The sequence below is a fragment of the Saccharolobus solfataricus genome (assembly GCF_900079115.1).
In the GTDB taxonomy this organism is placed as follows: domain Archaea; phylum Thermoproteota; class Thermoprotei_A; order Sulfolobales; family Sulfolobaceae; genus Saccharolobus; species Saccharolobus solfataricus.
The window spans coordinates 111,831-123,734 of the sequence record NZ_LT549890.1; the positions used below are offsets into that span (position 1 = coordinate 111,831).

Consider the following 11,904-nt stretch of genomic DNA (forward strand, 5'->3'; position numbering starts at 1 on the left):
ATAGTTTATAATAAATAATATAACATATAATAAATCTTGTGCGATATACAGTTTCACATTTGCCATTACAATTAATATTGAAACATAAGCTATAAAATTTATGACTTTCCTTTTCTACCGTAGCAGTTGTTCTACTTTAACGTAGCTTAAACATTTTCATCAGACCCGGTGCACCTCCTAAATGATTTTCAATGAACTTGAGGAGCTCCTCCACGCTCTTCAGCTTAAGGGACCCGATCAGGTCCCTTACCGCGTTGACCACCATCACGAAGAGGAGCAGGTAACCGTGAAACCTTTGCCTCTTGAGGAAGGAGGAGTCCTGCATGTCCAAGGCCTTCACGTCCCTATGCAACTTCTCTATCTCCCACCTGATCTTCCAGGTAACCTCGATCATCTCGTCCTCCATGTTCAGGTCCGTGGTGTAAAAGTTGAGCCTGCTATCTTTATATTCCAGTACTAACAACTTTACTGTAATGGTATGGTCTCCCATGATCAGGTCAGCCAAGTAAGATCCGGGAGGAAGATCCCCCACGTCAGTATGGGAATCTCATTTTTCTGATATAAATGATAATATATGTAAGATTGAACCGCACCAGTTTTATTCAAATATAACTGCATATATTTTATGAAAATGACAGTTAATAAGTCAGTTTTCAATAGCATAATATAAATATATAGAATTAATTTCACGTAGCTGGAAGGAGGTGCATAGGGTTAGCTGGAGTCTAGGGGAATGACGTCTTCACTTCACGGAACGCGCGTTCTTGTTCCACTCTTACCTCCCGATCGAGGAGATTCGAGAGGGAGACCGAGAACTCCCACAACTTTACCTTCCTCTAAGAACGGATCAAGAACCAGACATTCAAGAGAAGATAGGAAAGCAGAACGAGAACCAGTTCCTTCCTCACGTGACGTTATCCAAGTTGATTAAAATGGCAATTCATGAGTAATATTAATAAGAAATTAGGATGAGATAATATTATGGTAAAGGCAATTTCAACTGAAAAGGACCTCTTGCTCAAGGTAGATAAATCCTTCCCTTGGGAAACGTTTAGGAGTAAGCTTAAGTCCCTTTACTCCAAGAAGCCCAAGTGGAACGTCATCTCACTCCTCAAAGTCCTCCTAATCAAGCTCATTTTCGACATCTCCTGGAATAACTTGGAGGGAGAAATTAGGGACAGTAAGAGGTTTATGGACTTCTTGGGCGGGAAAATTCCACCAAAGAGCACAGTATTCTCCTTCTACAAGAAACTTCAACAAACAGTTATTCAAGAAGGCGAGACGATGAGAACAACACTAATGGATGAGTTAAACAAGGCTTTGGACAAGGTGATCAGCGAGTATAGGGAAAAGGGCTTTGAACTTGAAGTTGGGAGAGAAAAAACGATAGGTTCTAGGACTACCACATAATTGACACATTCTTCCGTGAGGCCTACCCAGGAAAGAGGAGTCTTCAAAACGGTCTTGAGAAGATCTCACTTGACCTTAAGGAGATGGGGTTCAATGACGTTTTTCTCCTCATGGGTTATACTACTTCCAAGCTCAAGAACTTCACAGCCTTTAGGAAGTATAAGGGTAGTTGGGGTAGGAAGCACGGTAAGTCCTACTTCGGGTTTAAGGTCTGTAACCTTGTGGAAAGGAGGACTAATTTCGTTAGGGGCTTCAAGGTTGGATTGGCTAATTTGAGTGATCTAGCCTTTTCATTTGATAACGTTAAGTTAATGGCTGATAGGGCTTGGATTTCCAGGAAGGACGTCTTAGTTAAGGGTGTTGGTAGTGCTAGACTTCCGGTTGAGGGTAGTGGTGTTAAGATTAGGGAAGGTAAGGCTTCGTCTACAACCTTAAGGGGAGTGGTTATGGAGGTATTCTTCCTTAACCTCTATCGTGATCTCGAAATTCTTTCGACGAGGATTAGGACGAAGGTACTCGTTAATTAAACGAGGTTCGTTTACGTGTTTACTTGTTGTTATGATAAATTTTATTGCAAAACTGTACAATTATCTGTATTTTCCCTTATTAATACATATTATATTATTTTTTATACTTGAATATAATGAAGAATAGTATAATATGAGACGTTGTAATTATAATGGCTTTTAATTTTGCTCAAATCGGACAACGTCACGTCACAAGTCCTAGTCCTGACCCTAAACTCCTCAAGAGAGCGGAAGGCGTTCTCTATCCCCCACCTCTCCCTGTACATCTCGGCAAGGACTATGGCATCATAAAGATCCATCTCCTTCCTCACGAGGAAGGCAATAATCTTGCCGTCTTCCTTCCTCAGGATAATGAGATAAGCTCCACTCCCATGTCTCACGCAGAGAAATCCAGTATATCTAACTCCGCCAAAACTCACATCCACATCTTGCAACATCCCCTTGTACTTCTTGTACATCTGGGCCTTGGCAGATATGACGAAGTCCAAGCCCAACTCCAAGAGGTATCTAATCACTTCGTTCACCGCGAACTCCCTGTCCGCGAAGACTATGACGAGCCTCAGCTTGTCCTCCTCCAACTCCTTCACAATTACCTCCATCACCGCCTTGAAACCTTCAGCTACGTTCTTCACGGTCACTGGGATCACGTCCAAGAAGCTCCTCGTCCTCCCCAGGAGGAAGATCGCAGCTTGAACCAGTCCCCACGACGTCCCCTTAGTTGGCTTTATCCTACTCAAGAAACTCTTGTCAGCGTGGTATTGAGGTATGGCATGGAAGTCCACTGCTACCCTCCTGTCCCTGACTCCCCTTAACGTCATCCTCCCCATCTTCCTCAACGCATCCCTCACGTCCTCAACTTGAACCGCGTTCAACTTTCTCAACGCTCTTCTCCCATCTTTTCCCAACCTGCTCAAGTAGCTCCCACTTGCCTTAAGCAAGGCACTGAGGAGTTCCTCAGGGAAAAGTATTTTAGTGAGGACCGAGTAAATTATCTTGAGGGCGGACCTGGCGAAGTCCCGGTTGAACTTCGCCGGTTTAGTTGTATTCTCATGTTTCATATGTTCAAGTCCGCCCTCGTATATACAAACTTTTCTACAGAAATTCTCATCCTCTCAACTTTTTCTGTATTTCATTCATCTCGTTTTTTACGCAAAAAATGAGATTCCCATACTGACGTAGGGAAACGCCCCAACCAAGTAGCTCCTTCCGGTACCTAAGTCGTGCAGGGCCACAGTGAGAATCTGCATGCTGGATTCAAACCTCTTGTGCATGGAGCACCAGGCGAAGTAGTTCCCGTGCTCGCTGGCCACGTCCTCCACCCTGGCGTAGAGCTTGTGGTCGAAGGTATCGTCAATTATTGCCACGACCGGCCCGACCATCAATGTCCTCAGAGCCTCCAAGTACTTTCTCCAAGCGTCCTCCAGCTACTCCAGCGCCTTCAATAAGTTCGCGTAGTTCAGCCCGAACGAGATGGAGGCGTTCCTAATGCTGGTCCTTCCTCCGATCAAGGCCATGAGCGCTAAACCCAATGCGACCTTCCTGCTTAACCTCTCCATCCTAAGCGTCCCAACTACGAAATTGAAGACCCTGATGAACTCGCTCCTTGCGACGTCCAGTTCCTTCCCCTTCTGGGACTTCACAATTTTTATTCAGCCAAACATCAATCTAAAAACTTTTTTCGGTAGTACCATGGACCTAGTATTACCGAGGGAAAATAGAACAACTGCTACTACCGAATAAAGTTTATCTCTAATCCTATAGTTAATCTATCAACACCTTACCGTAAACGCTACGAAATAGCCAATATCCCGTAGAAACCTTTAAAAAGTTAAAGAGAATTCAAATTTGCTAGTAAAAGGGCCCGTCGTCTAGCTTGGTTAGGACGTCGCCCTCACACGGCGAAGATCCTGGGTTCAAGTCCCAGCGGGCCCATGTGGGGGATACCCCCACACCCCCACTGCTATCTTTCAATTTTTCGTATGTTTCAACCACGTCAGCTAAAGGACCAACATAAGTTTCCTTTACCTCACCGTTTATCGTTTCCAATTTATAGACATAATACCGTCCTTTTCTTTCCCGTAAAATTATATTTTCACATTTAAAAGCGCGGGTTAATCCCATACTCCTACCGCTTTTTTTCCCATTCACTTTTTCACCCGTATTATGGTTTTCCGGATTTCTTTTTAAACTTTGGCAACTCCTTAATTTTTGCCATAAAATCACGGCGAATTGAAAGAAGACGGCAAAGATTCCTTAATTACGCAAAAAATCGAATTAAAACTCAGTTGTTGAAGAGAAGATGAAGTTGTTAAAGAAGAATCAGAATAGTGAAAATAATTCTAAAGAGATGAAAGTTGAGTGGGGTACCCACTCAACTTTTAGCAATGACAAGCAAAAAATTGAATTAAAACCCAGCTGCAGCTGAATAAAATTGGATTTAACACGGGGGGTTTGGGGCTGACGTAGGCGTTAAATTATTTCAATTAATTTTTGATAATATGAGTGAAATATACAATAACTCTGAATTTTGATAAGCACGGCGGGAATTAGGTTACGAAGTCACATTTTCTTTATATTATTATTTAACACAAAAAACACGCCGTGTTATAGGGTAAAAAAAGAAAAATTGAGTGACTTTGTAACCTTAAATGTACATGACAGTATAAAAATTCAATTATAAAAAACTAAACCCCCGTGGTTGGATAGATATTTCCCATGCATCTATACCACGGCTAAAACACATGTTCTTCTTCGTGCAGAAATCTATAAACACATTAGCCTTTTCAGTACTTCCGAAATCCCTGACCAGATCAGCGAATTCCTTAATCATGTGATTGTTCTTCAAGATGTAGTTAAGGAATTCCCCATAATCACCACCCGTGGTTTCATTTGTTTGTACTGTGTTAATTTTGATACCTACTACTGCTCTGAATCTCTTTCCTTCTACGTTTTTCATTACTACAGTTAAGTTGAAATAGTCCCTGAGTCTTCTCACGAAACCTTTATACGTTGTGGCATTATAGCCATTCGTAGAACAATACTCCAGATACATTCTGTACAATTCTTTGACTCTAACATAATCATCAGCGTTTTTAGTTATCATAATTTCACCGTGCTTTAGCTTCTCTTTCACAAACTTGTACACATAATCAATTGTTGAAAGCCATATTCCTCTAACCTCTTCCTCTGTCTGCTCAAAGTCAAACTTCCCATGTAACAACACTCTACTAAATGCCAAAATTGAAACCGTTAGAATACCCTCTAACTCATCTTCAGTGAATGTTTTATCCCCCCACGCCGTGTTGTCTTCAAATTGGTTAGGAAATTCGATAATCAACCATCTGTGCCAAAATGCCATGTCGTTTTTATCTCTTATTGTTGGTGGCTTATTTGATGCAATAACTAACTTTGCGTAAGGAGTGAAAGTTATAGGGTCTTTGAACTTTACATCCGCCGTGATCCGATCACCGCCCGTTAGTACCTTAAGAGTATCCATATCGTCTAGGTTGTACTCCTTTGTTTCGCTTACAGCATTAACCAACTTATGGTATAATTCAGCTAACACGAATCGATTTTTATCTCCAAATAATATATGTAGTGGAATATTCACTACATTACCACGCCCTAGTAACTTCTTTATTAGATTGATGAAAGTGGATTTGCCGGTGCCTCTTGGTCCTAAAATCATAAAGGCTTTTCTAAACTCTATCTTTGGAAATAATGTATAACCTATAATTTCAAACAATGTAACCCATTTCTCATTCGCCCACTGTTTGAACACTTCCAGGCTTTTCGGACACAACCGCCGTGCTAAATCTTCTATCAAATCTATTGGTATATCACGTGCGCTAAGAACTTCTTCATTAATTTTGACCAACTCTTCCAGGTGAATCTTATGCGGAATATAATGAAATGCGAAATGTTCTGGTGTTCTTTCCTCAGCAAGAACAAAAGATGGTACATATCGCCCGTGCGATATCTTCCACTCTAATGTGCAATTGGGAAACGCCACGCGTAATGGTTCGTTTGGTAACGGTATTAATGTCTTATCTTTGATCTCATCTACTACATTATCGATAATTGTTTTGCTTATCACATACGGCTTTAGCTCATCATTAGCTAAATCAGTATAATATTCAAGTAACGCACGTGCTTTTTTCCTCAGTCTGTTCTCAAAAGGTTCAAAGATTCCCTTTTCCTTATTCCATATGAAAATTCCTATAATCGCATCTTTTAACCCCATGTCCAGTGGTGTTTCACCAATTTTACTCAAAATGATACAATTTCTATGGAAGAGAAAAATATCAGAGCGGAGTTAGAAAAATCGGCTTATTTCAACACAAGAAGCAAAAAATTTTCATATTTGTTGAAGAAACTAACAGAAAACGAGTTTATATATAAAGAGTAATACCATTTGTCTAGTATTATCAATAGAGGAAAGTAGGTGGAAGGACGAGATGAACAAGAAAAGGTTAAAGCGAGGGACTCCATAACTCCGTTATGCAAACCATGATATTACCCAAAACGGAGCTGAAGTCCCTCGCTATAACTTTAGCAACAAACAATATTAACGTTATCTCTCAAGATCTAGACCCGGAAATAGTGAAAGCAGCACCATCCTTGCTAACCGGAAACAGAGGAAAATACTACTTGAAGGTAGTAAGACGAGGCGAGAAAGTAATTAGTAAAGGTCAGAGAACCTTCAAGTTCTACCCAATCTACAGAGAAGTAAAGGGAGAGACCAACGTAGTCGCTGTAGATGAGACCGGATTAACCGTGGGAGAAAAGGAACAAGAAAAAGCAGAGGGCTTTCTACTCTACAACTGGAAGAGAAAAGGAGTAAAGATGAGATCCTTGGACCTCGTATATCCCTTAAGGTTACCCCTCCTAGTGGAGGTAGCAGATTTGAGAAGCGACAGTCCATCACAGTTCCTACTCAGGAGCGTGAGGGAAGTAAGCCAATACATGGAAATAGATTACGTTGTAGCTGACGCCGGATTCTTGAACCTAGGGGTCATCAAGGAAATGCCCGTGAAGACCATTGTGAGAGGAAAGTCGAACTTGAAGGGATTCAAGGAACTATCTAACGTTCCATTAGTTGAGAAGAGATATGAGGTTAAGGACAAGGTTTACGTTGCGTATAGGGTCTTGGAATTTGAAGGGCTTTATTATTACGATGTGGTTTACGTTAAGGGGAAGCCGAGGCACTTCATGTTCGTAACGAACTTCGAGGGAGATCCCTATGAACTGGCTGAACTCTATAGGTTGAGGTGGCAAGTTGAGGAGGGTTTTAAGGTTAGGAAGGCAAGGATAAGGTATGTTAGGAAGTTGAGTAATAAGATCTTCTTGTTCCTCTATTACACGGTTCTGGATTCTGCGTGGAATCTAGTGAATCATCTTCTCTTTAACTTCAAGTCCACGTGTAAGAAGGTTTTGTCCTTCGATTCATTCGTCAAGCTTCTCTAACTTTCTCGGTGTTCAGAGGAGACTATGCACGTCGTTTTCACCACGTGAGAAAAATTCAGAATTCTCCTCTTATTATTAGAATTGTACGCTATATTTTTTGCAAATTATTTTAACATGTTATGTTTCATAATAATTTTATTGTTTTTCTCTATATCAATCTCTTTTTGAAAGGACTAATATTATATCTTTCAAATGAAATAATTTGGTGAAACACCACTGCCCCATGTCTTGATAGAAAGTTCTGATTACGTATTTTTTCCTTAAGAGATTAGATATTATTAAAGCCCCCCTTAGCTTAAGTTCTGTCTTCTTGTCGCCATTTCTGAACTCCGTTAACCACGGCTTCACTCTTTCCCATATTTTGGCCACCGTGTGAAACGTATATTTATCCCATTTAGGTTCAAAGACCTTACTATCCTCTGGTAGTAATTGCATTACTACGTCTAGATCTGTTGCCCCGTGGCTTAACAAAAAGTTCAGTAAATGCCAATCCCCTCTACTTCTATCTATTCCTATATCCGCGTATGTCTTTTTATCGCAAAGCACGCCTTTAGCAATATTTAGCGTTTCTTTCGCTTTTTCTTCAGCATGTTCAATCTTCTTTTTGATTGCCTTACATAATTCATCTCTTATCGCGTCTAACGTTTTTCCTCTATATCTATCATATTTCCTCATCTCTTCCTTTAGTTTCTCAAAATCTTCTTCAGTATCACTTTTCTTGTTACCGCCTAACCATTCTAACAATCCACTCGCGGGTGTTATTCCTAATTTCTTCCCTTTCTCTACCAGATACTTTAGAAAGCCTTTCAGATGTATCTCATTTATTTTAGCTCTCTCCGGCGTGATATCTGCGTAATAACATGTAACATAATCTTGTCCTTTCCACGGGCATTTTGCCGAATCACAGAACTTATGGTTAATACAAGAACCGGGGGCTACCACATATGATTTTAGACTTTGCAAATCCATTACGTTTTTATTTTCCCTAAGAAACGCTGGATTAAACTTGTATTCCGGGAATTCTTCTGTTATCGCATAAATGTGTAAACCGTTATGTGGCGTGGTCACGCATAGTGTGTTTTGGCATAATTTGTTTAGCTCACTTTCACCTATCCAGGCTTTGAGAAGTTCCTTATCCTCAAAATCCAAAATCACTAGTGCACGATTCTTATCTAACATTTGTCCCGGGATCCCGTAGTTATACCCCTCTTCGATCATCTTTGGAAATTTCTCTTTCTCTTCATCAGTCAAAGCACGCGTGCTATACTGTTGCCAATTTGGTATGGTCGGCTTTTTTGTATCTCTGTCAATTGGGATTACCGCAAAACCTAGCGTGTCAATAAACCATTTAGCCCACTCTATTTTGTCCATGCTCTCACTCTTCTAAGAAGTGTGTAAGGTGTGTCCCCGTGATAGTTTCCTTTAATTTCGGCGTAGATCTTATCACTAAAACTTAGCGGACATTCCGCATAGTATCCTATGTACCCGCATACAGATGAATCGTCAAAGCAGTGCCTTCCAAATGGGCATGAAGGCTTTTTATTCTGTTTAATAAATTTACATTTAGCCGTCTTTTTCACCCCCAAATCCTGATCTATGACGAATAGGGAAAAAACGGATTAACTTGTGACGAGATTCAACTCCTTAGCCTTTTCTTTCAGTAAAATCCTAACCACGCCAGAGCGTGGCACTCCATAATACTCGGCCAATTTTTCCAATATCTGTATATCTTCTTCTCTTAACCTTAGGAATACCAGTGGGTTTCTTCCCATCTAAATCACCAAGTTAATCGAATTGCCTATGCGTTTATAAATTTTCTCTGTCGAGAGAATTTTCGTGGGAATAGCTCACTTTACGAATATTAGACCAACATATTTACATAATCTTTAAATACTTCTTCAACCAGTTGTTTGAGTAACGTTTAGGCAACAAATAGCGCTAAAATTTGTATTGTTAACAATCAAATTGAAATATTCAATTAATTTCACGATACTCGAATAATCTTTTGTTGTGCAATAGGTGCTTTTTTGCGTGCAACATATAGAAAAAAAGAAAAGGACGGCCCATGTGGAAGGGGCTAAAATATCATTATATGTCACATCTAATATTCCCCCTAGTCTAACAATTTTACTCTTCATTCTGATAAAAATTCAAGTAAGAAGAGTGAAGAGAGAAGAGAGAAGAAAATAGAAGGGAAGAAGAAGAATAAACGCGGAAGAGCGCAAAAGAGAGCGTTTGAACCCACGGGTGGGCCCAATAGCATTCATTCTTAGTTTTCTGATGAAGAGAACGGAGAGAAGAGAGAAAAAGACCGGTTTTCTAACACAATTGGCAATTGGCAAACAAATAAATATTTATGCAGATGGATATTCAAAAATGCAACAACGCAATGAAAAAAAAAGAAACTAGATAATCTTTTCAATCTCTCTTCTAAACTCATTCAGCGCCGTGTTTAAAACATCAACCAACTTTTCTTTTCTTTTCATTGCCAACACACCGACCAATTTTTCGCACTTTTCATCTGAAATAATAAACCTACCTTCGCGTAGCGCATAAATTGTCTTTTTCTTGAATCCTACTTCCACCAGATCCTCATCATCCGCCATTTCAACCAATTGTTGTTTGAATTTTCTTGGTAGGAACTCACAAACCATCTTCCTTCTATACCCCAATAGAACATTCTACTAGGCATTATAAAAAGCTTTCTATAGGGGTATAGAACAACAAAAACCACGGGCTAAGATGTGTTGAAAATCCTATCAACCTCAGCCCTATCAATCTCTCAAACTCGTGGTTAATTCTATAGGGGTATAGAACAATATCTATGGATCTTGTGGGGACACCCCACTGCTAATCTTCTCTCATCTTCTCTTCGATTAGCTTTTTGCAGTACTCAACATCATCAGAAACATCTTCATATGGATCCTCAGCATAAACCCTCAGCAATACAAAACAAACAACTCTTCTACATTCCACGCTCAGGCTACTAATGTTTTCAACGTGTCTGTATTTCACTAAGCAATCGGCTATCTCAACTAACGTTTTGTCATCAATCATCACTTAACACCCCACTCTTACTTAACCATTCCGCATATTTGCGATAATGTTCTTTCGCTATTCCGAAAAGCGAAATATAATGTTGCGTTAGCACGCGAGTAGGTTTCCTACCTTGTATAAAATCGATCACGTCTAACGGTATTCCCAACTCAGCCATTTTAGATGCTACGAACTTTCTAACATACTTTATTGCCACAGCACCGTCCCTTCTTCTCTCAAAGCCAGCTATAGCACCTTCACCTATTGTTACCTTTCGAAGTGGGGAAAAGTGAAAAACGTAAAAAGATCCTTTACTCCCCCTAATCCAACTAAGGGGATAATAACATAAACTGATACCACCATCAGCACTACCATTACTTCTAATTCTACCATTACTATCATCAGCACTATCGCATACATCTTTCTCAGGCTTTTTCAATACTTTCAAAATTTCATTCAACCTGGCACCGCTCTCCAACGCTATCCTATAGACGAAATATACATTTTCACTGTACTCTTTCGCCAACTTCAGCGTTTTCCTAATCCCCTCTTCCGTAGGAATGTATAAATCAGCATTACTTCTCTTCACCTTTATGACGCGTAAAATCTTTTCCATTTCTTCAGAAGAAATTACACCGCGTGATTCTAAGAACTTTGCAAAAATGCGGTATGCCTTTTGCGATTTATCGGTCTCTTTGTACGGTCTATTTACCGCACTAACATACTCTTTTGCCGTTTTATTGCCAATTTTCCTTTCATTCAGCAAATAGTCGTAAAATTCTTGGGCGTAGTCAGCACTATACTGTCGTAAAATGGCAACAAGAGTCATTTTGCACCTTTCAACTCCCTTTTTAGAGCCCTCACACGGCGAAGATCCTGGGTTCAAGTCCCAGCGGGCCCATATCCGCTACCTCGATATTTAAGTTAATTAACTATTTTATGCATAGTTAATCTGTTGAATATTTTTAGACCAAACTGCTCTTATTTCTCTCTCAATTAATCTTAAAGCGTACGATTTAGATTTGTGATACCTCTTAACTCTTTGTGAAAATTCAACAAGTCCACAAAACAACTATTTTATCATTTAACTTTCCTAATCGCAGATAACAAATCATAGACTTAAATTACAAAGAACGAGAACAAATAGTCTCTAGCGTAAGAATAACTGCATATTGATGAAAATTAATGATAAAAACTTATACTTCTGCAAAAGATTTACTATGCAAGATTAGAAAAATCAAAAAGAAATAGTGCGCGGGCCCGCCGGGATTCGAACCCGGGACCTACGGGTTGCTTTCCGCAACCCTTTGCGGTTAAAAGCCCGCCGCTCTACCTGGCTGAGCTACGGGCCCAAACGTAAGTAGTTAATTGAGAATTGGTTAATTAATTTTTCTTTGGTTTTTTACGACTGCATCTACTATACTTCATATGTGAAGCGCATGGACTAATTTTATTAATACTCAAT

General features: G+C 39.9%; 11 protein-coding genes, 2 tRNA genes and 4 pseudogenes. 5 read left to right on the plus strand and 12 right to left on the minus strand.

Annotation, left to right across the window (positions count from 1 at the left end; all coding sequences use genetic code 11):
• Positions 1 to 136: 136 nt before the first annotated feature.
• Both SSOP1_RS00635 and SSOP1_RS16765 read right to left on the minus strand, forming a co-directional pair.
• Positions 137 to 547 (minus strand): annotated as a pseudogene (locus tag SSOP1_RS00635) (IS701 family transposase); the annotation flags it as partial.
• A 178-nt stretch (positions 548 to 725) separates the two neighbouring features.
• Positions 726 to 908: pseudogene (locus SSOP1_RS16765) on the minus strand (ISH3 family transposase); the annotation flags it as partial.
• 73 nt (positions 909 to 981) lie between these two features.
• On the opposite strand from SSOP1_RS16765, the gene SSOP1_RS00640 reads away from it, so the two are divergent.
• Entirely contained in the window at positions 982 to 1,410 is a 429-nt protein-coding gene (locus tag SSOP1_RS00640) for a transposase (protein WP_010922894.1), read from the plus strand.
• A gap of 83 nt (positions 1,411 to 1,493) precedes the next feature.
• Positions 1,494 to 1,937 carry a hypothetical protein gene (locus tag SSOP1_RS00645; protein ID WP_010922895.1) on the plus strand — a complete coding sequence of 148 codons (444 nt, stop codon included), beginning with the start codon at positions 1,494 to 1,496 and terminating at the stop codon, positions 1,935 to 1,937.
• 101 nt (positions 1,938 to 2,038) lie between these two features.
• Here SSOP1_RS00645 and SSOP1_RS00650 read toward each other — a convergent pair whose 3' ends face one another.
• Both SSOP1_RS00650 and SSOP1_RS16010 read right to left on the minus strand, forming a co-directional pair.
• Positions 2,039 to 2,995: an ISH3 family transposase gene (locus SSOP1_RS00650; RefSeq protein WP_010922896.1), complete on the minus strand. Its 957-nt coding sequence runs from the start codon at positions 2,993 to 2,995 to the stop codon at positions 2,039 to 2,041.
• 111 nt (positions 2,996 to 3,106) lie between these two features.
• A pseudogene (locus SSOP1_RS16010) lies at positions 3,107 to 3,577 on the minus strand (IS701 family transposase); the annotation flags it as partial.
• Between the two features lie 217 nt (positions 3,578 to 3,794).
• On the opposite strand from SSOP1_RS16010, the gene SSOP1_RS00660 reads away from it, so the two are divergent.
• A tRNA-Val gene (locus SSOP1_RS00660) sits at positions 3,795 to 3,869 on the plus strand.
• A 30-nt stretch (positions 3,870 to 3,899) separates the two neighbouring features.
• On the opposite strand, the pseudogene SSOP1_RS16015 reads toward SSOP1_RS00660, so the two are convergent.
• Both SSOP1_RS16015 and SSOP1_RS00665 read right to left on the minus strand, forming a co-directional pair.
• A pseudogene (locus SSOP1_RS16015) lies at positions 3,900 to 4,058 on the minus strand (putative integrase); the annotation flags it as partial.
• Between the two features lie 553 nt (positions 4,059 to 4,611).
• Positions 4,612 to 6,210 (minus strand): DNA primase family protein, encoded by a 1,599-nt coding sequence (locus SSOP1_RS00665; RefSeq protein WP_010922898.1) that lies wholly within the window; start codon positions 6,208 to 6,210, stop codon positions 4,612 to 4,614.
• Positions 6,211 to 6,437: 227 nt separating this feature from the next.
• Between SSOP1_RS00665 and SSOP1_RS00670 the strand changes: the two genes are divergently transcribed.
• Positions 6,438 to 7,403 carry a transposase gene (locus SSOP1_RS00670; RefSeq protein WP_010922899.1) on the plus strand — a complete coding sequence of 322 codons (966 nt, stop codon included), beginning with the start codon at positions 6,438 to 6,440 and terminating at the stop codon, positions 7,401 to 7,403.
• Positions 7,404 to 7,556: 153 nt separating this feature from the next.
• On the opposite strand, the gene SSOP1_RS00675 is transcribed toward SSOP1_RS00670, so the two are convergent.
• Both SSOP1_RS00675 and SSOP1_RS00680 read right to left on the minus strand, forming a co-directional pair.
• Positions 7,557 to 8,774 carry a bifunctional DNA primase/polymerase gene (locus SSOP1_RS00675; RefSeq protein WP_010922900.1) on the minus strand — a complete coding sequence of 406 codons (1,218 nt, stop codon included), beginning with the start codon at positions 8,772 to 8,774 and terminating at the stop codon, positions 7,557 to 7,559.
• Positions 8,775 to 9,022: 248 nt separating this feature from the next.
• Positions 9,023 to 9,175, minus strand: coding sequence for a ribbon-helix-helix domain-containing protein (locus tag SSOP1_RS00680; protein WP_009990367.1), 153 nt, complete (start codon positions 9,173 to 9,175; stop codon positions 9,023 to 9,025).
• A gap of 259 nt (positions 9,176 to 9,434) precedes the next feature.
• Here SSOP1_RS00680 and SSOP1_RS17330 point away from each other — a divergent pair, with 259 nt between their 5' ends.
• Positions 9,435 to 9,593: a hypothetical protein gene (locus tag SSOP1_RS17330; protein ID WP_009990368.1), complete on the plus strand. Its 159-nt coding sequence runs from the start codon at positions 9,435 to 9,437 to the stop codon at positions 9,591 to 9,593.
• A 215-nt stretch (positions 9,594 to 9,808) separates the two neighbouring features.
• Here SSOP1_RS17330 and SSOP1_RS00685 read toward each other — a convergent pair whose 3' ends face one another.
• The 4 genes from SSOP1_RS00685 to SSOP1_RS00700 form a co-directional block, all read right to left on the minus strand.
• Positions 9,809 to 10,057, minus strand: a complete 249-nt coding sequence (locus SSOP1_RS00685) for a hypothetical protein (protein WP_009990369.1) — start codon at positions 10,055 to 10,057, stop codon at positions 9,809 to 9,811.
• Positions 10,058 to 10,253: 196 nt separating this feature from the next.
• Complete coding sequence (locus SSOP1_RS00690) at positions 10,254 to 10,460, minus strand: hypothetical protein (RefSeq protein WP_009990370.1); 207 nt, start codon at positions 10,458 to 10,460, stop codon at positions 10,254 to 10,256.
• A complete protein-coding gene (locus tag SSOP1_RS00695) occupies positions 10,453 to 11,268 on the minus strand; it encodes an integrase (RefSeq protein WP_009990371.1) in 816 nt (271 codons plus the stop codon). The genes SSOP1_RS00690 and SSOP1_RS00695 overlap by 8 nt, the downstream gene beginning before the upstream one ends.
• Before the next feature lie 426 nt (positions 11,269 to 11,694).
• A tRNA-Lys gene (locus SSOP1_RS00700) sits at positions 11,695 to 11,791 on the minus strand.
• Positions 11,792 to 11,904 lie beyond the last annotated feature (113 nt).

Bases quoted from the DNA above. Each gene is read 5' to 3' on its own strand.
- SSOP1_RS00640 (WP_010922894.1), top strand. From the start codon at position 982: ATGGTAAAGGCAATTTCAACTGAAAAGGACCTCTTGCTCAAGGTAGAT.
- SSOP1_RS00645 (WP_010922895.1), top strand. From the start codon at position 1,494: ATGGGGTTCAATGACGTTTTTCTCCTCATGGGTTATACTACTTCCAAG.
- SSOP1_RS00650 (WP_010922896.1), bottom strand. From the start codon at position 2,995: ATGAAACATGAGAATACAACTAAACCGGCGAAGTTCAACCGGGACTTC.
- SSOP1_RS00670 (WP_010922899.1), top strand. From the start codon at position 6,438: ATGCAAACCATGATATTACCCAAAACGGAGCTGAAGTCCCTCGCTATA.
- SSOP1_RS00675 (WP_010922900.1), bottom strand. From the start codon at position 8,774: ATGGACAAAATAGAGTGGGCTAAATGGTTTATTGACACGCTAGGTTTT.
- SSOP1_RS00680 (WP_009990367.1), bottom strand. From the start codon at position 9,175: ATGGGAAGAAACCCACTGGTATTCCTAAGGTTAAGAGAAGAAGATATA.
- SSOP1_RS00685 (WP_009990369.1), bottom strand. From the start codon at position 10,057: ATGGTTTGTGAGTTCCTACCAAGAAAATTCAAACAACAATTGGTTGAA.
- SSOP1_RS00690 (WP_009990370.1), bottom strand. From the start codon at position 10,460: ATGATTGATGACAAAACGTTAGTTGAGATAGCCGATTGCTTAGTGAAA.
- SSOP1_RS00695 (WP_009990371.1), bottom strand. From the start codon at position 11,268: ATGACTCTTGTTGCCATTTTACGACAGTATAGTGCTGACTACGCCCAA.